Annotated in this window: 21 protein-coding genes; 14 read left to right on the top strand and 7 right to left on the bottom strand. The window is 57.1% G+C overall.

Features of this window, described 5'->3' with window-relative positions; genetic code table 11:
- The first annotated feature begins 99 nt into the window (after nt 1–99).
- Both IVA87_RS14430 and IVA87_RS14425 read left to right on the top strand, forming a co-directional pair.
- Entirely contained in the window at nt 100–336 is a 237-nt protein-coding gene (locus tag IVA87_RS14430) for a hypothetical protein (RefSeq protein WP_247333978.1), read from the top strand.
- Nucleotides 337–1,114: 778 nt separating this feature from the next.
- Nucleotides 1,115–1,444, top strand: coding sequence for a hypothetical protein (locus tag IVA87_RS14425; RefSeq protein WP_247305288.1), 330 nt, complete (start codon nt 1,115–1,117; stop codon nt 1,442–1,444).
- 52 nt (nt 1,445–1,496) lie between these two features.
- Here the strand turns inward: IVA87_RS14425 and IVA87_RS14420 are convergent, their stop codons facing one another.
- Nucleotides 1,497–2,090: a hypothetical protein gene (locus IVA87_RS14420; protein ID WP_247305290.1), complete on the bottom strand. Its 594-nt coding sequence runs from the start codon at nt 2,088–2,090 to the stop codon at nt 1,497–1,499.
- Between the two features lie 128 nt (nt 2,091–2,218).
- Nucleotides 2,219–2,956, bottom strand: a complete 738-nt coding sequence (locus tag IVA87_RS14415) for a metallophosphoesterase family protein (protein WP_247305293.1) — start codon at nt 2,954–2,956, stop codon at nt 2,219–2,221.
- A gap of 194 nt (nt 2,957–3,150) precedes the next feature.
- Between IVA87_RS14415 and IVA87_RS14410 the strand changes: the two genes are divergently transcribed.
- Nucleotides 3,151–3,777 (top strand): transglutaminase-like cysteine peptidase, encoded by a 627-nt coding sequence (locus tag IVA87_RS14410; protein WP_247305295.1) that lies wholly within the window; start codon nt 3,151–3,153, stop codon nt 3,775–3,777.
- Nucleotides 3,778–3,788: 11 nt separating this feature from the next.
- Here the strand turns inward: IVA87_RS14410 and IVA87_RS14405 are convergent, their stop codons facing one another.
- Nucleotides 3,789–4,970, bottom strand: a complete 1,182-nt coding sequence (locus IVA87_RS14405) for a hypothetical protein (protein ID WP_247305298.1) — start codon at nt 4,968–4,970, stop codon at nt 3,789–3,791.
- A 231-nt stretch (nt 4,971–5,201) separates the two neighbouring features.
- A complete protein-coding gene (locus IVA87_RS14400) occupies nt 5,202–5,480 on the bottom strand; it encodes a hypothetical protein (protein WP_247305302.1) in 279 nt (92 codons plus the stop codon).
- Nucleotides 5,481–6,169: 689 nt separating this feature from the next.
- Here IVA87_RS14400 and IVA87_RS14395 point away from each other — a divergent pair.
- From IVA87_RS14395 to IVA87_RS14370, 6 genes are all read left to right on the top strand, one after another.
- Nucleotides 6,170–7,372, top strand: a complete 1,203-nt coding sequence (locus IVA87_RS14395; protein WP_247305304.1) for a polysaccharide biosynthesis/export family protein — start codon at nt 6,170–6,172, stop codon at nt 7,370–7,372.
- Nucleotides 7,373–7,541: 169 nt separating this feature from the next.
- Nucleotides 7,542–8,123, top strand: a complete 582-nt coding sequence (locus IVA87_RS14390; RefSeq protein ID WP_247333977.1) for a hypothetical protein — start codon at nt 7,542–7,544, stop codon at nt 8,121–8,123.
- A gap of 81 nt (nt 8,124–8,204) precedes the next feature.
- Nucleotides 8,205–9,614, top strand: coding sequence for an O-antigen ligase family protein (locus tag IVA87_RS14385; protein WP_247333976.1), 1,410 nt, complete (start codon nt 8,205–8,207; stop codon nt 9,612–9,614).
- A 171-nt stretch (nt 9,615–9,785) separates the two neighbouring features.
- The gene (locus tag IVA87_RS14380; protein WP_247333975.1) at nt 9,786–10,412 is read left to right on the top strand and encodes a hypothetical protein; all 627 of its coding nucleotides are present in this window, start codon (nt 9,786–9,788) and stop codon (nt 10,410–10,412) included.
- Between the two features lie 282 nt (nt 10,413–10,694).
- Nucleotides 10,695–12,944, top strand: coding sequence for a polysaccharide biosynthesis tyrosine autokinase (locus IVA87_RS14375; RefSeq protein ID WP_247333974.1), 2,250 nt, complete (start codon nt 10,695–10,697; stop codon nt 12,942–12,944).
- A gap of 28 nt (nt 12,945–12,972) precedes the next feature.
- Complete coding sequence (locus IVA87_RS14370; RefSeq protein ID WP_247333973.1) at nt 12,973–13,698, top strand: hypothetical protein; 726 nt, start codon at nt 12,973–12,975, stop codon at nt 13,696–13,698.
- Between the two features lie 116 nt (nt 13,699–13,814).
- On the opposite strand, the gene IVA87_RS14365 is transcribed toward IVA87_RS14370, so the two are convergent.
- The gene (locus tag IVA87_RS14365) at nt 13,815–15,320 is read right to left on the bottom strand and encodes an undecaprenyl-phosphate glucose phosphotransferase (RefSeq protein WP_247333971.1); all 1,506 of its coding nucleotides are present in this window, start codon (nt 15,318–15,320) and stop codon (nt 13,815–13,817) included.
- Nucleotides 15,321–15,638: 318 nt separating this feature from the next.
- Here IVA87_RS14365 and IVA87_RS14360 point away from each other — a divergent pair, with 318 nt between their 5' ends.
- The 5 genes from IVA87_RS14360 (at nt 15,639) to IVA87_RS14340 (ending at nt 22,525) form a co-directional block, all read left to right on the top strand.
- The gene (locus IVA87_RS14360; protein ID WP_247333969.1) at nt 15,639–16,568 is read left to right on the top strand and encodes an ABC transporter substrate-binding protein; all 930 of its coding nucleotides are present in this window, start codon (nt 15,639–15,641) and stop codon (nt 16,566–16,568) included.
- An 838-nt stretch (nt 16,569–17,406) separates the two neighbouring features.
- A complete protein-coding gene (locus IVA87_RS14355) occupies nt 17,407–18,201 on the top strand; it encodes a WecB/TagA/CpsF family glycosyltransferase (RefSeq protein ID WP_247333967.1) in 795 nt (264 codons plus the stop codon).
- Between the two features lie 96 nt (nt 18,202–18,297).
- Nucleotides 18,298–19,458 (top strand): glycosyltransferase family 4 protein, encoded by a 1,161-nt coding sequence (locus IVA87_RS14350; RefSeq protein ID WP_247333966.1) that lies wholly within the window; start codon nt 18,298–18,300, stop codon nt 19,456–19,458.
- Nucleotides 19,455–20,450: a glycosyltransferase gene (locus IVA87_RS14345; RefSeq protein WP_247333965.1), complete on the top strand. Its 996-nt coding sequence runs from the start codon at nt 19,455–19,457 to the stop codon at nt 20,448–20,450. The genes IVA87_RS14350 and IVA87_RS14345 overlap by 4 nt, the downstream gene beginning before the upstream one ends.
- A 533-nt stretch (nt 20,451–20,983) precedes the next feature.
- Nucleotides 20,984–22,525 carry a hypothetical protein gene (locus IVA87_RS14340; RefSeq protein ID WP_247333964.1) on the top strand — a complete coding sequence of 514 codons (1,542 nt, stop codon included), beginning with the start codon at nt 20,984–20,986 and terminating at the stop codon, nt 22,523–22,525.
- 82 nt (nt 22,526–22,607) lie between these two features.
- Here the strand turns inward: IVA87_RS14340 and IVA87_RS14335 are convergent, their stop codons facing one another.
- Both IVA87_RS14335 and IVA87_RS14330 read right to left on the bottom strand, forming a co-directional pair.
- Nucleotides 22,608–23,969, bottom strand: a complete 1,362-nt coding sequence (locus tag IVA87_RS14335; RefSeq protein ID WP_247333963.1) for a cellulase family glycosylhydrolase — start codon at nt 23,967–23,969, stop codon at nt 22,608–22,610.
- Nucleotides 23,970–24,270: 301 nt separating this feature from the next.
- Entirely contained in the window at nt 24,271–25,656 is a 1,386-nt protein-coding gene (locus IVA87_RS14330; RefSeq protein WP_247333962.1) for an O-antigen ligase family protein, read from the bottom strand.
- Nucleotides 25,657–26,258 lie beyond the last annotated feature (602 nt).

Here is a 26,258-nt window from a genome sequence, read left to right as displayed (position 1 = left end):
GATGGCAAGCTGATTGCCGTGCCTCGGTGAAGGCAACGCAAGCAACCGTGAAGGAACGGTGTTCGCCTCCCTGACGTTCCTGCTCGGGAGATGTCGCACATGAAACGCTTAGTCTTGATCATATTCGCGCTTGTCGTGCCGGCCGCCGCCTGGGCCCAGGGCGTCAACGATCCCTCGACGCCCAATCGCAATGTGATCATCGTCAACCCACCGCAGCCGTCGCCCTCCACGGCGACGCGAAATATTCCGAGCCGAATCGAGCCCCCCGTGACGAGCGGCTCTGCCCGGCCCTATTACGGGAACAGAACTCGGGGCAGCGAGTCGAGCAGGCGGTAATTGTGTTGGCGGCTCGGCTGGCGAGCCGAAAGCTCGCGCTGTGTTATCCAGTTGGAGAGAGCCTTAGCTCTTTCCAAAAGGCCAAGAGGAAGCCTCACAGGCGCTCGGACCGGGTAAGAGGTTGTCCTCGTCGGCAGTCAGGGGCCGTTGGGAAGCGAGAAGCCGAATGCAGACAAAGGCGGCATTAAAGCCCAATCAGCGATACCGGCATTGACGGGCATAGCGACGCATTGGCCAGTTCCGGTCTCGTTCTCAGCTCTTGCACGTTCCGGTGAGCGCCCGCCGATCAAATGATAGATTCCTTCGATCTATGCGCGGCTGCGGAGCTGTTTGAGCAGAATGTCACCTCTTCAAGCAGTTCGCGCAGGCGTTGAGTGTTGCCAGTTCGAGTTTCTTGCCACTCGATGCGGTCTGAGGCAGTCCACAGAAGAGACTCTCGCTCGAAGCGATATCTCTCCGACCTGTCCGCTTCATACTAGTATGGATGAGTTGCGGGTATTCGATCTGGCCTGCCGCCCGGCGTCCCGAACCACGTGCTGAAATCCCTGCGAACTAAAGTGGAAAGTCTGCCCGCGAACTGGCTTTCTTGCTACCTGCGAAGGTACAGACTGAAGAGCTGAAGATAGCGAAATGGCCAATGGTCGTCCTTATCGTTCTGCCTGGAGTCATCAAATTGCGAACAGGTCGGCGTGATCACGAGGGAAAATGGTTTGGGGCGCCGTCTCGGGCGGTCATAATTGTTGCCGGTGCGCTCGGTCTTGGTTTCGCCAGCCCCTCGTTGTGTGTCGCCCAGAGCGAACCGGAGCTCTCGCTCAACGATTATCTTCCGCCAAGCGAGCCGGAAGTCACGCGCGATGAATGGCATCAGCGGATCGAGGACGCACGGCGCCGGGCAAAGGAGGTCTCGCGCGAGCGGCGGGAGCATCCTGAGCTCTACAAGCCGATTCCCGAAGATCCGGACCTTGTCGCGACCGAACGTCTCTTGCGCGACGAGAGCCTGCAACGCGGCGACATCGTCGCGACCAAGAAGGGCATGTTCGTCTACAGGGCCGATCCGACCAACCGCGCCGCGATCAGGATTTTGTGCCGGTCAACCCGAAATCGGTGAGCTGAGAACTCGCTGCAGCCCAAGAAGCGATGGCAACGAAGCTCATACAGGCTCAGTATCGCCGCATAATTTCGTTGAATTTGGGATCGGTCACTTTCGTGGTCTCCAGCAGCAGCGACTTGCCTTGCGGCGTTGCCTGCACATAGGCCGCGATCAGCAGTGGCTCGTAACGAGAGCGATTGGCCAGAGCCGACCGGATGTCGGATTGCGCCAGCAGCTTGATCTCTTCATCGGTCGCGGCCGCGCTCGACGTGACAATCTGGACGCGAGAGAGGGCAACGTCGATCGGCACCGACCCAGTCAAGTAGGACATTTTCACTGCAGGTGTTAGTGCCTCGCCAGCCTGTGCCTGCAGCGTGCCGAGCGTGAGCCATAGCGCAGGCCTGATCGGTGAGACTTTCAAGGCGGCTACGACCGCGCCTTGAGCTGCCTTGTTTTCGCTGGCCCGTCCGCCCGCTTCGGTTGACGGACGGTGAAGAACGTGAGCGGCGATCGCTGCCGCATAATTCGCCAGCAGATCGCCATCCCATGAAAAAGATGCCAGGCCGCCGGCGGCCGCCAGCTTGGCCTTGTCGGGCGAGATCTCGCCCGAGAACAAATCGCTGGCGCGAAAGTTCGGCCGTATCAGATCGCCGTAGAACGCCATGCCGGCGTGAAGCGCCAGCGCGGTTGCGGTGCAGATGCCGACGACGCGAAGCAGGATGATGCGGTTCATGATGGAATTGACGAGCCGGTGAGGGCGAGCGAACGACGGGACCGAGATCCAGCCAGAGCCTAAATTGCGAGCAGACTATCGCCTTGGATCGTTAGCAGCGTCAAGTTTCCGGTCGCGTAGGCGCCGGTGTCGATGTTGATGCGGTTAGGACGGATATCGGGCGCGCCGACCGGCGTATGACCGTGGACGATATATTTGCCGAAGCGGTCTTCGCAGTTCAGGAATTCCTCGCGGATCCAGAGCAGGTCCTCGTCCTTCTGACGATCGAGCGCGACGCCCGGCTTGACCCCGGCATGGACGAAAAAGAAGTCGCCGCAGGTGAAGGACGAGGGCAATTGCTGGAGGAAGGACAAGTGCTCCGGCGGGAGCGCGCGTTTCAGTCGCTCGATCAGCTCGACCTGTTGCTCCGCGGACGGATTCATGGTCGGCGTGATGCCGTAGGAAACCAGCGTCAAGAGGCCGCCATAGTGGCGCCACTCCTGCAAGCGGGCGGGATCCTTGAGCACCTCGAGCAGGAAGACTTCGTGATTGCCCTTCAGACAAACCGTCTCGTGAGATTTCGAGCGCGCGATCAACAGATCAAGAACGCGCTGTGAGTCCGGGCCACGGTCGACATAGTCGCCGAGAAAGACCTGAATGGCGCGTTGGGGGGCCGAGCGGGCAAGGTCGGCATCGATGACGGTTAACAGCGATTGAAGCAAATCGGCGCGGCCGTGCACATCGCCGATCGCATAGACGCGAATACCATCGGGAAGCCGAGGCTTGGTCTTCTTTCGAAAGCGTGAGGAAAGGTCCATCAGGTCGGTCGAATCGCATCCAGCGCCACGAGCGGAACGTCGTGACCGCTCTTAGCAGAACCAGTCACACATCGATATTCTTAATTGTTTGCAACCAACGCGCCCGCATTTTGATTAAAGGATCGCTTGGCCTTTGAGCCGTATTTCAAGAGGTCTCGCGTAGCGTCCTTTCCTACAAGAAGGGGGAGCGCGATATGCGCAAAGTTGTAAAGTTCCTGGCGGCCGTGGCCGCCGTCGTCGTTGCTGGCGGGGTGCAGCAGAGCGCGGAAGCCGCCTTCGTGGGCGCGCCGTTGGGGCTGCGAGGTGCCATCCAATACATCAAATTCGACCAGCCGACGCTGGCGCCGATGGCGTTCACCATCTTTTGCCTGAAGTACAAGGATGAGTGCAGGCCGCGGCCGCAGCAGATCGTATTCCGCGGCGGCCGTCTGAAGCTCACGCCGGAGCGGCTGGCGCAGATGCAAGAGGTCAACCAGCGGGTCAATACCGCCATCCGTCCCGAGGCCAATCTGGAAGGGCTGCGGGCCGAGAAATGGCTACTGCATCCGGCGAGCGGCGACTGCAACGATTACGCGGTGACAAAGCGCCACGATTTGATCGCCAAAGGCTTTCCGGCGCGCTCGGTGCTGCTCAGCGAGGTCGTGACCACCTGGGGCGAGCATCATCTCGTGGTCGTGGTGCGCACCTTCTCCGGCGATCTCGTGCTGGACAATCTCTCCGGCCACATCCTGCCGTGGTCGAAGAAGCCTTATCGTTGGGTCCGCATTCAATCGCCCAAGAACCCGAACTACTGGGCGTCACTCGGGGATCGCGCTGTCTGATGACCGGCGCTCTATCGTGATGAGGATTGGCTGACGCTCTGCGACAGCCCCAGTCCCACGATCACCGAAAGACACAGGATTGCTGCCGGGCGCAGCAGTCCCGGACCGGCGAAGCTCTGGACGAGTGCAAAGAGAACGCAGGCCGCGCTCGCCGCTGGGAAGAACGAGTCGCGCCCGCGCTGGAGCGCGCCGAAGAACAGGCGCACCAGAGCGATCAGGCTTACTGCCATGATGGCGGTCAAACCTATCCCTCCCGTAACCGCAAAGACGGCGATGGCCGCCGAGGGTGCGGTCAAAGTCGTGCCAGTCTCGCTCTGATAGATTCTGGCGACGGCCGAAAACGTCCCTGCGCCCGCGCCGAACCAGCGTGTGTCGGCCAACATCCTCTCGAGGGCGGCCTTCGTCTCGCCGCCTGCGGCTGGGACGAGCCGCATGAGGATAGGTCCAGAGCTCTTCTCGAAGAGGAAGCTCAATACGATGGTCGCGCCGATCAGAGCTGCTGCCGACAATGCGCCGGCGGCCAATGGCGAGAGATCGAGCCTGCGGATGATGAGGATCAGCAGCATCAGTACAACCCCAAAGGCCGCTGCGATCGCGCTGTTCGTTCCGGAAAACCCAAAGATCGCGGCTGCGCTGACCAGGGCCCCGACAAGGCCGCAAAGGCCGATCGCGACCGAGCGAAGGACCGAGTGCCGCGTTTCGGCCCGTTCAGCAGCAAGCTGCATGACGGCTAAATTGAGCATGAGACCGAGGCCGGCCAAAGTTGTCGTGAAGCCAGCGGGCGCGGCTGCCGCAACGCTCGGCGACAGCCGATGCAAGTCCAAGGTCAAGGCGGACACCGCGGTCACTCCGCTCAGCACGAAGAGAACCAGTTCGGCACGGCCGCGGTTGCGGACCACCGGGATGGTGACGCCGAGCAACGAGACCGCCGCGAGTGCCAGCAGCAGCGCGTTCACCGTCAAGCCGGTATCGGCCGTGATCGGCCCGAGCGACAGGCCGCCGAGGACATCGTGAGCGCTGGCCCAGATCGGATGCGCCCAGCTCAGCGGAAGAGGGACGAGTTGGGCGGCGATGTACAGCGGAATGGCAAGCAGGATCCACCGGCCCCAGGCGGTCGCGCGAACATAGTGCTCGTAGTCGGCCTTTCGCGTGCTTAAGGCGGCCGCCAGCAAGCTCAGCGCTGCGGCCATCATCCCGAGTTGCGCACCGATCCTGGCGCCGGCAATTTCGAGAGCGGAAGCTGAGACGATTGAAACGATGAGGGCAAAATAAGCGAAGGACAAACGGCGCGCTCGAAGGGAATCCTGAAACGGTCAGATCACCATACAAGCCGGCGGTGCGTTTTCAAACGGAGGTCTGCCGGGAGAACAGCTTGACCTTCGGCCTTTCGTGCCCCGCGAAGGTCCAGCGCAGTGTGAGTCGGCTTAATCAGCGGGCAGTGTTGACGGGCGGGCGAACACGCGGCCGGCCCGCGCCGCAGCAAGGCCAAAGCGCGCTCCTGATCCAAAGAGGTAGCCGCCCTGGAGGGCGATGACGGCGAACACCACGTCTTTCAGGCTCTCAACCACGGTGAGATCGACCATCAAGCCGACCGGAATGGCGGCGAGCACCATGACGAAGGTCAACGGCAGGACTACCAGGACGCGAAAGCGCTGGCCCAGCACGGCACCTACGAGAAAGCTGAAAATCAAAAACGCGGTCATCCGAAACACTCTCCGTGCTCCGGACCCTAGGTTTTCCCCCTAAAAAGACCCTTAAGTTGTATGGCTAAATTTGGTCTATTGGCTGCCGGGGCGGGAAGGGCCGGATCAAGGCCACCAGCACGTCGATCTTGCCCTTCGGCGCACATCAGACGATCAAGCCGGCGAAGTCCGGATCCGACTGGATCGTGTCCGCGGTCTTCATGATCGCAGCGAAGCTCTCGCCGTCCTTCGCTCCTTGTGTCCGGGTGAATTTCCAGACGGAAGCAGAGGCAGGGGCGGCCACCGCAACAACCGGTGCGCCGTGGCAGGAGAGCCCCACGCGGCCAGGACATGGCGCGGCAGTGCCCTATGGGCGATCGGCGGCGCCAAGGAGGGAACCCACCGGCAGCGGAATCAGAAGGAGGCCAGACCCGGGGATTCCTACTCTTAATGGCCCAGCCTTAGCAGACGGCCGCGAGGTCAAGCAGCCTTGCGCTCGACACATTGAGCCCTCGAGTTCGGCGGTTTGCTCGCCGACAGGGCACGCGAAATACAACAAATAGTCACAAAGGGTTAAACCAAGCCCCAAAAAGTGTCCCGCACGCAACACTAGTCGACCGATCGCACCGTTAACCACTCGGGAACCCTTGTCGCACCGCCCGCTCCGCCGTACCAATCGAAGCTAATTGGGGTCTCCAGGGGCGCGATTGATGTATTGCTTTGCCAAATCTTATTTATTGAAGCCGGCGTTTCTGGTGGCCGCTCTAGCGCTCGGGGCGTGTTCGACCAATCCCGGCTCCGGTCCGCTGACGGATGACGTCAACAACAAGATTCAGACTGAAAATGCGCCGGCCTACGAACTGGTGCCGCTCAATCCGGCTACCGTAAAGATCCTGCACACCCACGAGCCCAAGGGACTCGCCGGTGCGTTCACGGACAAGCGGCCGCCGGCCAGCATCGTGTTCGGGATCGGCGACATCGTCAGCGTTACCATCTTCGAAGCCGCCGCAGGCGGTCTGTTCATCCCGGCGGAAGCCGGCGTCCGTCCGGGTAACTTCGTAACGATTCCTGATCAATCCGTCGACAATGACGGGTTCATTACCGTGCCTTATGCCGGCCAGGTCAAGGCGGCCGGCCTTACGGCGGTGCAAATCCAGAGGGCTATCGTCGAGAAGATCTCCAATCGCGCGATCGAGCCGCAGGTTGTCGTTGCGATGTCGTCGCAGCGTACCCAGCTCATCAGCGTGCTGGGCGAAGTCAACACGCCCGTCCGTTTTCCGGCGAGCGCGGCGGGTGCGAAGGATCGCGTGCTTGACGCGATCACCCGCGCCGGCGGCATCAGGGGTCAGGGCTTCGAGACCTGGGTCATGCTGGAGCGCGGCGGACGCCGGGCGACCGTGCCGTTCGAGAATCTCGTGATGGCGCCTGAGAACAATATCTATGTTCGGCCCGACGACAGCATCTATGTCTATCGCGAGCAGCAGAAGTTCCTGGCGTTCGGTGCCAGCGGCCAGAGCGGGGAGTTCAACTTCGATGCCTGGCGCATCAACCTTGGCGAAGCCGTCGGCAAAGCGGGTGGCCTTCTCGACGCTCAGGCTGATCCGGCTGCGGTATATCTTTATCGCCGCGAGCCGCGTGAGGTCGCCGCCCAGCTCGGCATCGACGTGAGCAAGTACACGTCAGAGACGATCCCGGTCATCTTCGCGGTCAATTTCCGCGATCCGGGTGGCTTCTTCCTCGCCACCAAGGTCATGATGAAGAACCAGGACATCATTTACGTCTCGAACTCGCGCAACGTCGAAGTTGCCAAGTTCCTGAACTACCTGCGCGTGATCATGGCGACCGGCAATGATGCCGTGAATCTCTCGAACAATGCGCTGATCTTCCGCAACAACGTCAAACTGGCGCCGTAAGACGCCGACTTGATCGACCAAAGCGATGGCACCGGGGCCTTGTCCCGGTGCCATTTTCGTTTAGCAATCGAAGCGGTTCTGCTGCTGCTACGAGTTCGGGATTTGGATCAAGGCGCTACTGCGCACGGCGCGGCGGTGATCGGTCACCCTTAGCGTCGCAAGGGGCTTCATGCGCTTTCGAGCATTCTGGCGTCTTCTGGCTCTCGTTCCTGCTGCCATCGGACCTGCTCCGCTCGGTAAGGCCCTTGCTGCTGCAGGGGAGCTGGGCGTTCGCCATCGCATCGACGTTGTGGTCTCCGCCGAACCTGATGCGCCGATCTTGTCGCGCCTTCGCGGGGAAAAGGGCGAGCTCTCGTTCACAGTCCGGCTGTCGGCGAACTCCAAAGAGAGCCGGTTCTTCGGAATGTTGCGCCCGTCCTTTGCGAGCATCATCGTCCCTAACGGAGCGGACAGGCCGTTGGTCCAGCAGACGAAGCTATGGGAGGAGGAGGTCTGCCATCAGCGGCGGGGCCTGCCCAAGGTCACCGTCACCCGGCTTGAGGGTCGGTTCGGCGAGGGGGAGGGGCGGATCGAGATCTCCGGCATCAACCGGCACATCGGTCTATTGGTCCCACCGGATGAATTAACTCCTGGAATAAAACTCGAGCCGGGGAGTGATAGCCTTGGGATATTCTACGCCTTCCGGGCGCAGACCCGGAACAGCCGCCTGAACGTGGATCTGAAGATCTATCCGATCGATTGCGTCCTCTGAACGCCAACGCGACAAGCCAAAGAAAAGCCCACCCAAACGACGATGCGCCTTCGGCTTCCCCATATCCGCTGGTCGTGGAGCGTGCCCGCCACGTTCATCCTGTTCTTCGTGGCTGCTAGCGCGCCGTTTCCCTTCGGCTCGACCAACGATCTGTCGATCGCATTCTGGTGCCTGTGTCTCGGCATCGCGGTGATCTTCGCGCCGACGCGTGAGCTGCGGGCGCCGCATCTGTGGCTGCTCGCCGGCATCACCGTGATCGTCGCGGCTTACGCCTTCGTGCTGCATGAGCAGCTGTCCGATCATCCCTTCCTCGCGCCTTTCCAGCCGATCTGGAAGCAGGCCGCGGATCTTCTGGGCGTGCCGATCGCCCCGTCCGCGTCCATCGTGAAGAACGAGGCGTTCTTCGCGCTCGGCGCCCCGCTCGCCAACATCCTCGCCATCGTGCTCGGCATCACCGTCGGCGCCGACCGCGAGCGCGCGCGAAGATTGCTGTGGGTGATCGCGATCTCGGGCGCGGCTTACGCGCTGTACGGCGTGCTCTCGTTTCTGATCGAGCCCACCCTGATCCTGTGGCGGGACAAGACGGCCTATCTCGGCAGCGTCACCGGCACCTTCATCAACCGCAACACGGCGGCGGCCTATTTCGGCTCCTGCGCGGTGATCTGGATGCTGCTGATCCTGGAAGATGTCCGCCGCCGCTTGCCGGAGCGCAGGCTCATCTGGAGGCGCGTCTCGCGCGACGTTTCTTACATTCCTATGCGTGAGATACTGCCAAACGTTTCTGCGCTAATGGTCTGCCTGCTTGCGATGTTTATGACCGGTTCGCGAGCGGGCATAGGCCTCTCGCTGCTTGCCATCATCGTCGCCGTTACATTGTTCTTACGGAGAGACCTACCGCGCCGCACGGGCATCTTGAGTTCTCTTGGGGCGAGTACGGCGATGGCGCTTGGTCTGATTTTCTTGCTTGGTGGGCGGGTAAGCAATCGCTTCGATTTGCAGGGGCTCGCTGACGAGGGACGAGTGGAAGCCTGGAAATCCACCCTGAAGCTCATCGGCGATAACCCGTGGTTCGGGACCGGATTGGGCACCTTCCGATGGGCTTTTCCGCCCCTTCGGAGTCCTAATATTTCGATATATGGGGTCTGGGATCGTGCGCATTCGACGCCACTCGAACTCACCTCCGAAGTTGGAATTCCGCTGACGCTCCTTATCGGGCTCGCTTGGAGTGTCATGTTCATCGTCATGGCCCGAGGGATGTTCACTCGGCGGAGAGACGTCATCATTCCGCTTGCGGCAGCTGCTACCGCCAGCCTGTCACTGCTGCATTCGTCACTGGACTTCACACTGCAGATCCCCGGTTATTCTATCCCATTTTTTGCTCTATTTGGCGTGGGTTTGGCGCAATCTTTCCGTAGCCGGCTGACAAAAGGGGAAGAAAGCAGGTCGCCAATGGTCGAGTTAGATCAACCCGGTACGAGGTTGCCCGATTGACTGAACGCGTGCTCCAACAATCCACAAAACTGTCCGCCTTTGAGCACTTAGGGCTTTAACGAAGATATCAGACTTGGTGGACAGCTAACGGTTTTTTCGATAGCTTCGCTCGGTCAGTTTAACAATGGTTGGTTAACTATGTTTTGGAACGGCTCATTTCAGGGGGTATCCATGAGCGTCTACAAATTCGCGCTTCGGATGGTTTTTGCCGCGCTATTTGCCATCACGATTACCACCGCAGCGAACGCAGCGGTTTACCCGCCGAGCCGGCAGCTTGCAGCTCAGACAATCTCTGACTTCAAAGCATCACCTGCGAGCCTTCTGCAGCAGTTTACCGCGGGCGGTGCTCAGATGATCTCGCGCGTACGCGATCTCGGGGCTTCCGATCCGAGCACCGTACCTGCCTTGATCGCTCTCCTAAAAGATCCCGCGACGACGAAGGATCAGATGCGGGCGATTGTGGCTGGGCTCGCGCAGCTTGCACGCATGGCGGCACAGCAGGACCAGGCGTTTGCCGGCGAAATCCAGGCCGCGATCGCAGGGACGGGAAATCCGGACGTAATCGCTGCCTTCCAGGCCGCAACCGGCGACGTCGAGATCGCGGCGACCGGTGGCGGTGGCGGTGGCGGTGGCGGCGGCGGCACCGGCGCAGGCGGGCCGACCGGTAACAACGGCTTTGTGTCGGGCGGATCGAGTGGGACTGCTTCCCCGTTTGGCGGCCTACATTACCCGAATACGACAACAAGCTATACTGGCTCGACCAGCGCCTCGACCGTTGGCCAGTCAGTAAGTCCTTGATCAATGACGCCTCGAGCCACCGTCTCTACATCGATGTAGACAACGGAGCTCTGCTGGCGATGTCTGAAAAGCAAAACAGCGCTCAATCGGCGCTGTTTTGTTTTTGGTCGTTAAGCTTCGTTTCTTTTCCTTGTCTTGCGGCATCCCGTGATCCACCGGGTTCATTTCGTAGGTGGCGGCATGTTAGAGCCAATGCGTTTGATCTCGTGCCCTGCCTTTACAGCAAGACTTTTGCCGACGGACGATCCAGGGTCGGCAAGGATTGGCTTTGGAAATTGACCCATGCTGCAGCTAAATAAGCCTTCTTCCGAGATCAACCGTGCGATTGGTGACGTCGAGGATCCCTCGCCCCAGGCGCTTAGCACATTGGTCGGTATGGTGAGGCGTCAGCTCCCGACTATACTGACAATTGTCCTGGGCTGCCTGATCGTCGCGCTGCTCTATCTGTTCACCGCTGCTCCGCAGTACAGCTCCACCGCATCGATAGTAATCGATACCCGTAAGGTGCAGCTGTTTCAGTCGCAGTCGGCGTTCGGAGATGTCGCAGTCGACTCTGCTACGGTCGAGACACAGGTCGAGATCCTTAAGTCTGAAAATATCAGCCTCACCGTCATTCGCGATCTGCATCTGATTGACGATCCCGAGTTCGCCGGCGGCAGTGGTGGACTCCTTGGCGCGGTCGTCGGGTCGATATCTGGGTTCTTTTCCGGTAGCCAGGTTGCATCGGAGTATGAATTGACGCGTGGAGCGTTACAGCGCTTTGCGAGCAACCGCACCGTCAGGCGCGTTGGTCTGTCCTACGTGATGGAGATCGGTTTCACTTCGCACGATCCGCAGAAGGCGGCGCGGATCGCTAACGCAATCGCCGATGCCTATATCGTCGACCAGCTGGAGGCAAAATATCAGGCAACGCGTCGTGCCAGCGTCTGGTTACAGGACCGCATCAGGGAGCTGCGCACCCAAGCCTCGACCGCTCAGAGGGCCGTGGTTGACTTCAAGACGGCTAACAACATCGTCGATACGGGCAAGGGCTTGATGAATCAGCAGCAGCTGACGGAGGTCAACACCCAGCTCATCTCTGCACATACGTCAACCGCCGAAGCCAAGGCGCGGCTCGATCGCATGAACGACATGCTGAAGCAAGAGATCCCGGACGCTTCCGTGGCCGACGCGCTGAGGAATGAGACCATTGTCAAGCTCAGGGGGCAGTATGTCGACATGGCTTCGAAGGAGGCAATCTGGTCTGCTAAATATGGTGCGGATCACCTTGCCGCGGTCAATCTCCGCAAGCAAATGGCGGAGATCAAAAGGAACATCACAGACGAGCTCAAGCGCATCCAGGAATCCTACAAGAGCGACTACGATATCGCGCTGACCCGTGAGGAAGCCATCAAATCTAGCCTTAATAGTCTCGTGTCGGAATCGCAGCTTACCAACCAAGCGCAGATTCAATTGCGCGAACTGGAAAGCAATGCTCAGTCGTACCAGGCGATGTACGACAATTTCCTGCAGCGTTACATGGAGAGCGTGCAGCAGCAGTCATTCCCGATCACCGAGGCGCGCGTCATCAGCGCAGCAACGACCCCGCTGGTGAAGAGCTCGCCCAAAGGGCTGATTGTCCTGGCCGCGGCACTGCTTGGAGGCCTGATCCTGAGTCTTGGCGCCGCGATAGCGCGCGAGCTTACGGATAAGGTGTTCCGAACTGCAGCCCAAGTGGAGGCCTCGCTCGGCGCAAATTGCATCGCTATATTGCCTGCATTGGGCGATGAAGCTGGGCAGTCAATGCTCTCTGGCAAGTTCAGCAAAAAGGCCGAAGTTCTGCAGCCAAATCTGTTGCGCTATGTTGTCGAAAATCCGCTCTCGCGTTTCGCGGAAGCCGTGCGGTCTCTCAAAGTGGCCGTGGACCTAAACTCGATTGTGCGCGAAAATCGTGTGCTGGCGATCACGTCTACACTGCCGGACGAGGGCAAGAGCACGCTATCGACCAACTTGGCGCAGTTGATGGCGCATGGTGGCTCGCGCGTGATTTTGGTCGATTCCGACCTGCGCAACCCTTCGCTGTCTCGCTCGCTCGTGCCGGACGCGAAATGCGGTCTCGTAGACGTCGTGGCACAAAAAATGCGGCTAGAGGATGTATTGATAGTCGATCCCGAAACGCAGCTTTCCATTCTCCCCGCCGGCGTTACTTCAAACCTTCTGCACACCAACGAGATCCTTGCTTCCAGGGCAATGCGCGACCTCGTCGCGATGTTGCGCTCGAAGTTTGACTATGTCGTGCTGGACATGCCGCCGATGGCGCCTGTGGTTGATGTGCGCGTCACTGCATCGTATGTCGATTCCTACGTATTCGTTATTGAGTGGGCCAAGACTAACGTCGACGTCATTATGCACAATCTGCGCGGTGCACCCGTGATTCAAGAGAAGCTGCTTGGGGTTGTGCTGAACAAGGCGGATATCAATGTGCTCGCGCGGTACGAATCTCACTATGGCCGCTATGACAAGTACTACGCCCGTTATGGATGTACGGAGTAGGAGCAATCATGCAGCGAGACTGGCGCGCGTGCCTCTGCTGTTGCTCGGTTTTTCCAGCGTTCTTTGGTTCTACCTTGCCCTACCATCAATACGGTCAGCTGCGGCAGTCCGCGACGTAACCGCGCGCATACTGTCGGATGATCGATTAAAGCCGGGCGCCATCAGCAGGGTGGCAGCACAGATTGCGGATCAGGCAAAGTTGAAGGTTGAACCAAGTGAGTCCGTGCGCGGAGAGGCCCTTATCCTTCTGCGTGCGGCTGAGGAGGCCACAGGGAAAAGGCCCCCGGACGAAGTGGACCGACAGGCGAAAATCGCTGAAGAGAAGATCAAATCTTCGCTTTCCGTAAACCCAACAGATGCTTTTCTTTGGTTGATGCTTTACTCAACGACGATTAGTCGCGACGGTCTTGATTCCCATAAGATAAGATATCTTGATCAATCCTATATCATCGCGCCTTTCGAGGGCTGGATCGCGCTGAGACGCAACAGAGTGGGGCTTGCAGTTTTTCAGATTTTGGCGGAGACAACCAGGAAGAGAGTTGTTTCCGAGTTTGCTGCATTGATCGACAGCAATTTCGTCGAAGATGCCGTGATAAATTTCGAGAGCGTGAATTGGGCCGAGCGGGAACGTCTTCTGAGCTCTCTGGAACGGGTAAACAAGGTTTCGCGTGAAAGCTTCGCCAAAAAATTAAGTCGCAATGGACTGAAGGCAAGCGTGCCTGGCGTGGAGATCGATGCTCGGCCATGGCAATGATCGTGGACATCCGTGGGGCATTTTGCAGTCTTCGCCAAACGAGCGACCAATGATAGTTCAGCTCCTGCACGCGCTAAGATCGTACCTGCACCAGTCCGAACGTTGTGACGTCAGCCTCAGTAGGCCGAAGGCCGTCCGAACGTGACAACGATGGTCCGTAACAGGATGATGAGGTCCAGCAGAAAGCTCCAGTTATTGATGTACCAAAGATCATGCTCCACCCGCTTTTCCATCAATTCAAGCGCGCTTGTCTCTCCACGGTAACCATTCACTTGCGCCCAACCTGTGATACCCGGCTTCACGTGATGGCGAAAGGCGTATTGGCTGATGATCTGCTCGTACTCAAAATTGTGAGCGGCGGCGTGGGGGCGGGGACCGACCAGCGACATGTCGCCGAGAAATACGTTGAAGATCTGAGGTAGTTCGTCGATCGAGGTCTTGCGCAGCCATTTGCCGATGCTGGTCACTCGTGGGTCATTCTTGCTGGCCTGCACGATCGTCGGGCCATCCTCTTGAACGCGCATGGTACGAAATTTAAAGATCCGAAAAGCGCTTCCGTTGAAGCCGTTGCGCGTTTGGCGGAAGAGCACTGGCCCGCGCGAACTCGCCTTGACCATGATAGCCACGAGCAACATTACGGGGGCGAAGATGATCAGGGCAAGCGAGGCGCCTACGAGATCAAATGTGCGTTTCATGGCCCGCTCTTTCCAGCTCAGGGGCGCGCGTCTGAGCTCGGCCGTCCACGTGCTGCCTGTGCTGATCAGAGGGGAGCTTAGGAACCGCGAGACGTTGGCATCTGGGACCAGATGCACAGGAATAGGTAGTATCTTGAGCGCGTCCAAGATGCTGTGGATTGCGTGCTGGTGACCCCAGCTCAACAGCAGGAATACGTACTCCACCTGATTCTTCCGCGCGTAGACGATCAACTCTTCGACGCAAGGGCCCAACCGCGACATCAAAAGCGGTGAGGTAAGCAGGTTGGCGCGAACCTCAAACATTCGCATCACACGGTAGTGTTGGCAGAGTTCCATCATTGCGGCGGAGGAGTCCGGAAGACCCATCTCGGCAATGACGACGCTTCGGCTGTTGGCAAACGCGCCTTGTCGCAACGCGCGCGTGATCCAGCGTGAGGCGATGGTCTTCCAGACGAGCAACGCTGTAAGGCCAATGAAGTAAAACGATAGAATGGCGCCTCGGGAAAACTCGTCGCTCACCTTCATAGTGAAAGCGATCGCAAGCAGAGCTGCAAACACCCCAGTCCAGGTCGTCGAGACGATTCGGCATTGCCGTCGCAGGTTTGTTATGCTGGTTAGACGATAGCCCTGCTGGATTGTGACCATGAGGCTAAAATGGATCGCAACCAATAAGCTTGCCGCGGCGTAGACATCGGCCTTGCTGATCGCTGACCATGTGAGAAGGTGGTATATTACCGCACAGGTAATCCCGCAGGTGACGATCAGAAAGCCATCGGCTGCAGTCATGAGTCGCTCGATAATCTCCGGACGCAGCCAGGTTGGACCCGACCAGCTCGAAGTTGCTGCGGAGCGTTCTGAAATTCGAGTTTCTGCGCTGCTGTCCGCGGTCGAGCCCGCAATCTTTGAGCGGAAGGAAGTGACTGACATTGCTATGAAATCCACAGCTTAGAAAATACAGTATGCAATTGACACGCAATTTAAGCAAAGTTGTAACTAAAACAACGATTAGCAGAATGTAATCCTACCATCGTCGCCATCGCGCCGCACGTTCAGAATAATTGGCGCATTTTCCTGGGGATTTCTGTGGTTCTAATACGATCGCGGCGAAGGTTCGGGCACCGGAACCGGTACCTGGGGATCGGGCTAGCTGCTTTCGCCGCGCTAGCAATCTTCGGAATATTTGTGCGAGCGCGTCGACCCGAATGGCCTGTCGCTGCGCTGCGCGAACCGGTTCCGCAAACGGCGATGCTGCTGGACGGCTTGTTCGGAGCTCGCTTCGCCGGCGAGATGATCGCAGACAAGGAAGGATTCTTTCCTCCGAACGTGGTGGTCCGTGCCAATCCGGATGACCCCGACTTTGTCGCGACTGTCGCGCGCGAACATGCGATCGGGGTAACCAGCGGCCAGAAGTTCTTGCTGGGCGTCTGGCGTGGCATCCCGGTGACCGCTTTCGCGGCAAGTCTACTCGACACGTCCTCTGCGATCTTCACCTGGGAGAGCTCCGGCCTGCGGAGCCCGGCCGATCTGGTCGGCAAGCGCATCGGCTACCGCAGGGGCAGCGAAGGCGAGGTGCTCTTCGATGTTATGATGGCTCAGCTCGGTCTCCCGCGCAGTCAGATCGTGAAAGTACCTTACCAGGACGGCTTCGATGCGTTGCGCTCCGGCGCGGTGGACGCTGTCATTGCCGAGGTCGGTCAGGAGTTTACGCCGTCTGCTCCGGATTATGGGCGCCTTAAGGTCATCAAACCTCAGGATTACGGAATTCACGCGCCCGGATTGGTGTATTTTGCCAGCTCGGATTTGCTTCAAGATTGCCCATCAACCATGGGGCAGGTCCTTGAGAGCCTGATCAAGGGCTGGAAGTTCGTTTACGACGACTATTCCCGCAGCGTAACCGCTCTCGTCAGCTATGATCCGGGAGGGCTTAGCTCTGACCGTGTAAGGCTTGAGCTCCAGCAGCAGCGACCATTGGTCGTGCCAACGGCCGGCCGGGTAGCCGAGTACGACGAAAGTCGCTGGAAAATGCTGCGTGACGCCCTCATCTTCGCGAAATTGGGGGAGGAGACCGTGCCAATTTCCCAGGCAGTTACCTACCAAGTCCTGCGAGATGTCTACCGCCAATCGCCCAACTTTGCAGGCTCGGGGGCCTGGAGCGGGGTGCAGGCGGTCAAATAAGTCACAGGTCCGATCTGTATCGCCTCAAACCCCAGTTCCAGTAGCTGCATCAGTTGCTTGGCGCGCAATGAATTGATAGCGTCTCGCAAGTTTTTGGGGTGCCGGTTTTGTTGATCGCTAACCCGCGTCGCCGGCTAGAGATGGCGATTGACGTCAGATTAACTGAGGGGCAGGGAGCTTTTCCGAATGTTGAGGACCTTTGCGCGGTTAGGGCTTTCGGCGTTGGCCGCATTCGGCTTTGCCGCCAGCACCGCGAGCGCCATGCAAGTGCCAACCAGCCGCGCCTTGCTGATGAGTGAGAGCCAGACGGCACCAATTACCTTTTGGGCCCAGCCTTATCCTTATCGCTATGTGCCTTCGCGCCATTGCCCTCTGGTTCGCGTTGAAACTCCGTATGGTTGGTACTGGGATCGCGTCTGCGCTACCCCCAGAGAGCCTATTCTGCGCCGCGCCTACTGACCCAATCAAGATTGCAAGTTCGGCGAACTAGGTGCTGGAGCAGTTTGACTTTCTCTCGGGCCTTGCGCCGTCCACGTCCGAGCGCGTTCACTATTAACAACATTAGCATGTGACACGGCTCGTCCGCCGGGCAATATTATGGCAATGAATTCTTGCACGTTCACATAGACAATTTATTTGCGAGGGGCACGGAAATGAATTTGTTCGCTCTTGCGATCTAAGGAAACGAGCTCGCCGGGTGCGAGCCTTCGCACGTTTGCCCGTCGTATTTTTCATCCCAGAGCCTTGATGCCGCTCGCAGGAGCGCTTCGGATATCCATTCTCGTAAATGGGTAGTCATCCGGGCTGCATTTCAACCTAGGTTCATTCCCCTTTTATTATGGAAAACCACATCATTCGAACGAACGTACTTGGCATTCCTGTAAGCCTCGTAAATTTGGTGCAAGCTGCTAAGCAAATTTCAGCTTGGGCGCTCGATGGCAGTAAAGCTTACTCGGTGTTCGTGCGCGACGTCCCCAGTCTTATGTTGGCGCTGAGACAATCGGAGCTCTGCGATCTGCATCAAACCGCCGATCTTGTAGTCGCTGACGGGACGCCTCTGGTCTGGGTCGCGCAAATGAAAGGCCATGGAGACGAGATCGGTCGCGTGCCTGGCGCCGACCTTGTAGAGGAAGTCTGTAAGTTCTCATTGTCATCAGGACAAAGTCACTTCTTCTATGGCGGAAAACCCGGCGTCGCCCAAAGAATGGCTGACAACCTTACTCGGAGATATCCGGGGCTGAGGGTCGCGGGCATCAGTTCTCCTCCGATGCTGGATATTGGTCCGGATTTTGACCTGCTCAAGGCGTGCCGAGAAGACATAGAGGAAATTCGGGCAAGCAATCCGGACGTAATTTGGGTAGGCATCTCCAGTCCTAAGCAGGAGTACTGGATCGCGAAAGCTGCGGCGACGATAGACCGTGGAGTGTTTATCGGTGTCGGAGCCGCTTTCGACTTCCATTCTGGGGCCGTCAAAAGAGCTCCGGCCTGGATGAGGAATAACGGACTTGAATGGCTGTACAGACTCATGAGCGACCCGCGTCGTCTCTGGCGAAGGTACCTTGTACTTGCGCCGCTGTTTGTCGTTAAGGCCCTCGGAGAATTGCTTTTGGCTGGCAAACAGCGAGCTGGATAGCTTTTCACCAGCGAGCATAGAAGAGCAGGCGTGTCGTCAGCTCCATGCGCGCACAACTAGTGTGATGTCCGAGTTCGATACCAAGAGGCGATGATAATGAACCTCTCTGATGAAAAGAGATCGCGCTCAAGCGAAGTTCGCGTCCTTGTTGCGACCCCTCTCGGACTCGACGGTCGCGGTGGTATTGATCGATTGAACGATGCGATCTTCGAGGCTCTCGGTACAACGTCGGAAACGAAAATCGTTGTGGAGCGGCTGGTAACTCGCGGTCAACGGGGACTTTTCGCAGCCCAGTTCGTATTCTTCCTTGCACTGATGAAACTTATCTTGCGTCGTGTCATCGGGAAAATAGATCTGCTGCACATTCATTTGTCGGATTGGGGAAGCAGCTATCGCAAGGCAACGCTAGGCGCGGCTGCTCGCTTGCTGGGAATCCCCTATGTTGTGCATCTGCACGGGGCAGTGTTTGATGAATTCTGGGGCGCTGCTCCTCCAAGACTAGCGGCCGCGATCGACGGCTTGTTTCGGCACAGCCGAAAGATAATTGTCCTGGGGAATTACTGGGCGGAAACGGTCAGGAGCAGAATTCCTGACGCTGCCGACAGAATTGTCATTCTGCCTAATGCGACAAGGGCTGCATCGCGGGCTCGAATTCCAGCGACGGACTCGGGCGTACGAATAACTTCGTTAGGTCAACTCGGCGAACGCAAGGGGACACCACAGTTGATCGAAGCCCTTGGCCAGCTTTCCTCGAAGCCGGGCTGGGTTGCCACAATCGCGGGAGATGGAAGCGTCAACGAAGCACGTTCTCGGATTGCTGAAATTGGCCTCAAAGATCGAGTCGCCGTGCCCGGTTGGCTCGGGCCGGAGGATACCGCCGAGTTACTCTCAAAAACCGATGTTCTTGTTCTTCCGACATTTGCAGAGAATCTGCCGATGGTCATCCTCGAGGCCTTTGCCTACGGAGTTCCGGTTATTTCGACCCCAGTTGGGGCCATTCCAGAAGTTGTTCAATCGGGAAGGAATGGCATTCTCGTTCCGGTCGGAGATGTTGAAGCGCTCGTTGCCGCGATCGACCAATTGATTGGAAGTCCCACGATGCGCGCATCGTTCGGGGAAGCGGCACGAAGAGATCATTCAACAAATTATGAAATTACAACTTACGTAGCCGTGCTCGCCAGGATCTGGCTGGATCTAGCGGCGACTCAGAGGGTCATTTCGCGTCGCTCTATGGGATTGGGTGAAGTCCATTCATGACTAGCGTTAGCGTGATCATCAAGGCTTACAACGAGGAAGCTCATATCGCGGCTGCAATCGAAAGCGCCTTCGCAGGCTTGAACGGGCTGGAGGGGGAAGTGCTGCTCGTGGACAGTGCTTCGGTCGACGATACAGTCAAGATTGCCTCGAAATATCCGATATCAATCCTCGAGATCAGGGACGCAGAAGAGCGCCGCTGTGGGGCAGGCGCGCAAGCTGGCTACCTATATGCAAAAGGCGAGTTCCTTTATCTCATGGACGGAGACATGGTTCTCGATCCGACCTTTTTGCGAAAGGCACTTGACTATCTCGCCACGCATAGCGGCGTCGCCGGAGTGGGAGGACGCATCAGCGAGATGTCAACGATGAACCTGGAGTTTAAAAATAGGGCGCAAAAGCTTGCCCAGTTGAGCCCCTTGGGAGACGTCGATCGCCTAGCGGGAGGAGGGCTTTATCGGCGAAAGGCCATTGACGAACTGGGCTATTTGACGGACCGGAATCTTCATGGGTATGAGGAGTTTGATTTAGGCGTTCGCCTTCGATTGCAGGGATGGAAGCTTGTCAGGCTCGATGCGACCGCCGCCGAACACTACGGTCACTCGATGAGCACCTATCGGCTGCTTTGGCATCGGGTGAGAATGGGATATGTCCTCGCAACCGGCGAGCTTCTGCGCGCTTCATTCGATGGAAATTATCTCGGTCAAGTCGCTAGGACACTTCGTGAGTTCCGTCTCTGGATCGCCGTGCTGACCTGCTGGCTTGTGTTTGGTGGAATGTCATTCTGTTTCTCGAGCAAGTTGGTTGTGCTCGGTGCGTTGGCGCTTCTTGGCCTCATCATAACCATCTTAACGATGCGCAAGCGGTCACTGTCGAATAGCATCTATATGCTTTTGGGCTGGCAGGTCTTTGCGCTCGGCATGCTTTTTGGTCTCCTCCGGAAGAGGGTTCCTCCGCGCCAACCGTTGCGGATTGAGGTTCTGAAATTCACCTGACGGGGCGCGCGGAGAAATGTTTTGGGTCAGCTTGAGAAAGGAGATCGGGGCGAATAATTCCTTGCGGGTGAAGATCTTCATTTTGATCTTCCGCTTGACCAGTTATTCCTTTCACTTCGATAGAACCAAGGTTCTCTATTTCGGTTTCAATCTCTTCTACAAGCTGACGTGTTTCCTATTCAAGATCGACATCTTGGCGCGAACCGAAATTGGGTGGGGATTGCGGATATTCCACCCCTTTTGCATTTGCATTCACCCGGATGTAAAAATTGGTTCGCGTTGTATCCTTCGGCACGGCGTCACACTCGGCAATGCAGGCGAGGACTCCAATACTGTGCCGTCGGTAGGAGATGATGTTGAATTCGGCTGCTACGCGACAGTAATTGGGGACGTGCGGATTCCCGACGGTACAAAGGTCCGGGCTCTCTCCCTTACGACAGCGACCAGAAGACTATCGTGAGTTCATCCCTCTTCCGACAATTATGGCGCTCGCGTGGCGCCCAGCGTCGTCGATCAGCTTCGGAAAAGCCATCGTGAATATTGCCCGCCCGGTACCAAACTTCCGTCGCGCACTTCAGATCCACTACTCATTCAAGTTCACTAACCTGGTGCTGGGCTTCGCGTTTCAGATCTTGGTCGTCAAGACCTTGAGCCCAAGCGACTACGCAACTTACGCGTTCTTCCTCGCATTGCTATTGACGATGGAGCGGGTTTTTTCGTTTGGCATCGATCGCACCCTGCTGCGGTACGTTCCGGCATATTCGGCCGATGGAAATTTCGAGAGCCTGAGAAGCCTACTTTGGAAGGCGGCAATAGCGAGAGTGGCCTCAATAGCTGTAGTGGTCTCACTAGTTTGTTTGATGGCCGCATACGGAGGTGGCCGTGTGCTGCCGGACGAAAGTGCTCTTACGCTGTATAGCTTTTGCATTTGGTACATTGGCTATGCTGTTATGACTGACCTTGAAATGCTTGCGCAGAGTTGGGTCCTGCACGCCACGACAGCAGTCGCAGGAACACTCGATGTCATCGCCCGAAGTGCATCAGTTCTTTGCTTGGTCGGCTTCGAATACAAGATCTCTGGTGTGACGATTATTGTTGTATCGGCCATCACCACGTCTTTGGCGTTGGTCTTCGTATTAGCGAGAATGGTTTGGCTCAGATCGCAGATTTCTCATCTCGTGATCGAGCGGGACAAAAAGCCTTCTCATCTTGCGGTGCGGGGCGCTCCCATTTTCGCGCTTTCAGTCTATGCATCGAACCTTGGTTGGTTGATGACAAGCCCATTCGTTATAAGAATACTCGCAAAGGGAGGGCTTGATGTAGTCGCGTTCTCTGCTTTTGCCTTCGCGCAAGCTCTGTGTGTGTCGATTCAGCGGTCATTTCCAGGCCCGATGGTTCTGCCAAGCCTTGAACCGATATTCGCAAGGTTTGCAACTTCTCCCAATCTCATGTCCGGGTTGGTGTCTATAATCTTCAAGTTCGAGTTGATATGCTTCGCGTCATTCTCAATCGTAACAGCACTTGCTGGAGAGCAACTCATAGCAATCATCTCACGACCTGAGTACGGGCAATACTATTATTTGTTTCCCGCGATCATGTTCGTGCTTTTGCTCCAAACGATCTACCGCGTCGGCGAGCTTGTCGCGAGTCTTCAGCTCACGCATGTTGTGTTTCTTGTCCTTTGGCCCGTATCCATTTTGGGCACCGCTTCCCTCTATTTCACAGTTGAAAATTGGGGGATGGTCGCAATTCTGTTGATTCCTATTCTGGAGAGTATAGTGCGTATTGCGATTGTTATGCATTACAACCGACGTTCGGTGGGCTGGCGGGCAATCGATCCGGTTCGTTCACTGCAAGTCTTTCTATCTGCGAGCGTGGTGATTATGATAGCTCTGCTGGTTCGCGACGCGTTTCCAGAGTTTCAAATTGCCTTGGCAATGGGCGGTTTGCTTGTTTTTTTCAGCTCACTCTTTGTCGCTCGCCCATTTCGCAAGGAGGAGTTGGAATGCCTTGCGCTCGCCGTTCCGTCGTCCCTGCGAGTCCTGATTGGGTCCATAGCTCGTTTGGCGAGGTAAAGATGCCGCCGTTCAGTCGATAGAATAATCAAGCTGCGCGAACAAGAATTGATCGGCGAGCCTGTGGCGATGGTCTGGGCGTCTATTTTTTAAGGCGCAGCGCTTCGATAATGTCGGGATCAAAGTCGTACGGCGGTCTGGATGAGGCTATCCCGAAGCAGTCGCCTTGCAGTTGATGGATGGTTATCAAGCCCAGTTTGCTCGCGTCAGATATGTCGCGTATTGCTCGAATGAAATTGAAGGCGCTGATGGCAGATGCCTTGCCGGAGCACCCATCCTGATCATGATTCACGCCAAACTCTGTATTCATTATCTGCCTTCGAGATAGATGATGTTTATCTGCCCAAGCTGTCACCACGTTGAGTCGCTTCGATAGCAGTTCCGCATTTCCAAAGGCGGTTGAATATTTATCGAAACTGATGCTGTTGGAACCTCGATAAAGGAAGCTGAACACCAGATTGAACTTTTCCAACAGCGAGAGGTTTGGATCATCGATGACAGTGTTTCGAAACGTCTCTTTAGCGCGTCTCATCGCTGGCTCGTCACCGGCCGGAAAGGGTAGTGCGCGAATATGGGAAAAAAAGCCAGGGTAGCCTTGGTGCGTGAACGTTGGGGAGTCGTATGGGTGAATTGCAAAGCCCGTGTTGGCGTCAAAATGTTCGGGCCTTAGATTGACAACTCCGGCCGAGGAGTCGCCACTGACCAGTCCGTCCAGCCCAGCGAATCCCGTGCCGGCGACGATCAAAGTGTGGTTTGGTAAAACGACGCGGATCTGCCTCCAATAGTATTCGATCTGCTCATTCCATGGCCGTCGGGTACGGAAAGACTCAGGAGAAGGAGGTTCGTTGAAGAGCTCAACCGCAACTTCAGCGGCCGAAAAATGATCGTGCACTGCCTGTGCTAGTCTGCGGACAACATAGATCAAGCGTTGAAAGTGCGGGCCATCTGGCCCATCAATCAGATCAACGTCCGCATGGCCGGGGACTGGATGAGTACCAAGAGGAAATGGATGTACGTCGACTATTACCCGTAACCCACTTCTTATCCTTCGTGAGATGCCGTTTCGTATTTGCTCAACGAGTGCATCAAGCTGAAGCTCGGTCCCCGCGGACATTAACGCTCCGACGTCCACAACCATCCGCAGACAGTCGAAGCCCAGTGACTTCGCTAACTCCAATCTTGAGTTCGGCAATACTTGCGTGTCAGAGCCGCCATTTTCGAACGGACTAACGGAGTAGGCCGCTGATCCAGGCGGGCCAATTGACTTTCCGTAGCCAAAGGGCTGAAAAGCGTTCAGGCAGACAAGAGTTCTTCCGCTGTCGGAGAAGGCTAGGAATTCGTTTTGTAGTCCTGCCGCTGCCAGCGTTCCGGAAATCCAGAGGTAGATACCAACTCCGACAACGGTAGTTGAGGAAAGCCGCTTAGAAGTGTCGTTGGGGGGCATTTCTGAAGCCGTAAGCCGAGCGTGTTCAACAACTGACGCAAGAGTATGCGACCATACATCCTTAATAGGTGATTCAGAGTCGCTTGTAGCATTTGGGTAGTTGTGTCGTGGTCTCCAAGTTCTACTTGCTTATAAAACTTAAATGCTAGTGTTTTTTCAGCAGCAGCTACCATCACGAAATACGTGTCAAAGGTTGTCGTCGAGAGTGTGATTCGATCGATGGGATGATCGGCTGTGCCGAGCAGTGGAGCTCCGACAATTAGCCAACGTGTTGGGTGGGTTCTTTAGCGGCTTATCCTGCTTAGGCCTCAGCCTTTACACGAACCGGATTGGGGCTGCGACGTCGGCCGTACTGAGGGGCGTTGCCTGAAGTAGAGTTGTTCACTCGAACCAACATGGTGGCGGCCAAAGCCATCAGAAGAGGCCAGAGCGAGTTTGCGGCGAGGAATCCACTTTCTACCACATTGAGCTGGATGGCGTGGAACACAACACATATGGGGAAGGTGCTTTCCAGACTGGGGGCGTTCGACGCCAACAATAATCGCGTTCCTTGGAAAATAAGCCAGGCTAAATAGAAAATAAGGACCACCAGCCCCACAAGTCCAAACGAAACTACGATGTCGAGGTAACCATTGTGGGTGCTTCCTAGATCCAAGCTTGTGATAGATGCGATTGTTGCCCCAATCGACAAAAAGCCGGAGAAGTAACCATAACCCAGAAGCCAATGCTGGCCCATGAACGAGAGAACGTAGCTCCAATAAAGAGTCCGCCCTGTAAGGTCTGGAGATTTTCCTAACGCTTCCAGGGCCAGCGTTACGGCGCTATCTGCAAAAGAAAAGAAAAGCGTGACAATCGCTGTGAACAGCAGAAGCACGGCTAATCTTAAGTCCAGTGGCGCTCTAATAACCAACTGCACTAATATGCCAATTAGGATCAGATTGAGAGCAGTGACAAATCCGGTGCCCGACCCGGCGAACGTAAGGCATATTGTTGCGGCACCAACGGCTGCCGCGCGAAGGAATGGAGACTTGGTGACTAGTCGCCCGTAGAGAGCCAACATGCCGAGGGTAAATCCGGCAACTGCTCCGAGGCTGTTCTTGTGCGAGAACACCCCGCGCCACCGCCCGGCATGAATGGGCTCAAGTGCGTCGGAGGCCTGATGTACGCCAGTTTCTGGAAACGCAGTAGCCCACATGATGCTCAGTAGCATCACAAGGATAAGTGCTCTTAGGGCAAGCCTTATCGCGTCCTTCAGCGTGTATGATGAGCCAAGAGCTAAAGCAAAGAGAATTGTTCCAAGAAGTGCGAACGAACGCCTAATGGTCAGCTCCGCATCTGGGGCCCATAGGGCGGACATGAACGCCATTGTTGGGAGCAGAAAGACCGGCCATGCACGAACAACGGTGACGAAGGGTTGCGGAGTCCGCGCGAATAGCATTAACGACACGAGGTAGATAGTCGCCGTGATGATCTGCGACAGCGTCGAACCGTCGCTGAATGGTCTGGGAAGGCTGGGATCGACGCCTGCAATTTGTAGGGTAAATGCGCCCGTAAGAACGACGAAGCCGGCCAAAAAGAAAGCAGCGCGCCCAATCTCGGGAGCGTTCGCGAACCTCAGGGAAAATGAACCTCTGAACGGTCCGCTGGCACCGAAAAATAGTTCCTGCTTGTGCCGAGATTGCTGCAAGTATTGTCACTCCAAATTGCCTGGACCAGCGCATTGGCACCGAACGATTGAAAGCAGACACTGCCTGCCCAGCTGAGGCACCTACCTAAGTAATGGGGGGTGAGAAGCGTAGTCGTCGGGATGAGCAGGACACTATATTGAGGCGGCATTGCCAACAGTGCTTGTTGATAGCCCATTGGACTCCAATCGGCCACGGAAATCTGTGTGCCCGGGGGCGCACCGGGGGGCAACGATCGGGATACGCTTAACCCGCTAAGGTTTTTCCCGGCAGCGATTTAAGCCACGAAGAATCTGTATTGCGCAGGTGGAGCAACGATAGATCGACGGACTTGGTCGGAGAGTGCACGATCGACGCACCGTTGATGTGCGAGTTTGGCGGGGGAGTTAGTGAATGACGGTTAGTCCGTGCTTGGCGCGCCCATCGTCGAGACGGAAGCCGCTTTTGCGTCAGCCCTTCGGAATCGATATGTCCTTTAATGACTTTGCCTCTGCTCTCCAGGCGAACGTAGGTCTTTGCGGAAACTGCAGACGTTCATGGCGGCTTGCCGGATCGTTCGACGATCGCGCTGCACTCGCGCGCGGCCCCCGGGGCGGAGCATTCA

The sequence above is a fragment of the Bradyrhizobium sp. 147 genome (genome assembly GCF_023073935.1).
Classification (GTDB): domain Bacteria; phylum Pseudomonadota; class Alphaproteobacteria; order Rhizobiales; family Xanthobacteraceae; genus Bradyrhizobium.
This window is presented reverse-complemented; position numbering and strand designations above follow the sequence as displayed.

Bases quoted from the DNA above. Each gene is read 5' to 3' on its own strand.
- IVA87_RS14390 (WP_247333977.1), top strand. From the start codon at position 7,542: ATGCGCTTTCGAGCATTCTGGCGTCTTCTGGCTCTCGTTCCTGCTGCC.
- IVA87_RS14380 (WP_247333975.1), top strand. From the start codon at position 9,786: ATGAGCGTCTACAAATTCGCGCTTCGGATGGTTTTTGCCGCGCTATTT.
- IVA87_RS14365 (WP_247333971.1), bottom strand. From the start codon at position 15,320: ATGTCAGTCACTTCCTTCCGCTCAAAGATTGCGGGCTCGACCGCGGAC.
- IVA87_RS14400 (WP_247305302.1), bottom strand. From the start codon at position 5,480: ATGACCGCGTTTTTGATTTTCAGCTTTCTCGTAGGTGCCGTGCTGGGC.
- IVA87_RS14430 (WP_247333978.1), top strand. From the start codon at position 100: ATGAAACGCTTAGTCTTGATCATATTCGCGCTTGTCGTGCCGGCCGCC.
- IVA87_RS14375 (WP_247333974.1), top strand. From the start codon at position 10,695: ATGCTGCAGCTAAATAAGCCTTCTTCCGAGATCAACCGTGCGATTGGT.
- IVA87_RS14335 (WP_247333963.1), bottom strand. From the start codon at position 23,969: ATGCCCCCCAACGACACTTCTAAGCGGCTTTCCTCAACTACCGTTGTC.
- IVA87_RS14350 (WP_247333966.1), top strand. From the start codon at position 18,298: ATGAACCTCTCTGATGAAAAGAGATCGCGCTCAAGCGAAGTTCGCGTC.
- IVA87_RS14405 (WP_247305298.1), bottom strand. From the start codon at position 4,970: ATGATGGCCGCAGCGCTGAGCTTGCTGGCGGCCGCCTTAAGCACGCGA.
- IVA87_RS14360 (WP_247333969.1), top strand. From the start codon at position 15,639: ATGCTGCTGGACGGCTTGTTCGGAGCTCGCTTCGCCGGCGAGATGATC.
- IVA87_RS14420 (WP_247305290.1), bottom strand. From the start codon at position 2,090: ATGGCGTTCTACGGCGATCTGATACGGCCGAACTTTCGCGCCAGCGAT.
- IVA87_RS14395 (WP_247305304.1), top strand. From the start codon at position 6,170: ATGTATTGCTTTGCCAAATCTTATTTATTGAAGCCGGCGTTTCTGGTG.
- IVA87_RS14345 (WP_247333965.1), top strand. From the start codon at position 19,455: ATGACTAGCGTTAGCGTGATCATCAAGGCTTACAACGAGGAAGCTCAT.
- IVA87_RS14355 (WP_247333967.1), top strand. From the start codon at position 17,407: ATGGAAAACCACATCATTCGAACGAACGTACTTGGCATTCCTGTAAGC.
- IVA87_RS14410 (WP_247305295.1), top strand. From the start codon at position 3,151: ATGCGCAAAGTTGTAAAGTTCCTGGCGGCCGTGGCCGCCGTCGTCGTT.
- IVA87_RS14415 (WP_247305293.1), bottom strand. From the start codon at position 2,956: ATGGACCTTTCCTCACGCTTTCGAAAGAAGACCAAGCCTCGGCTTCCC.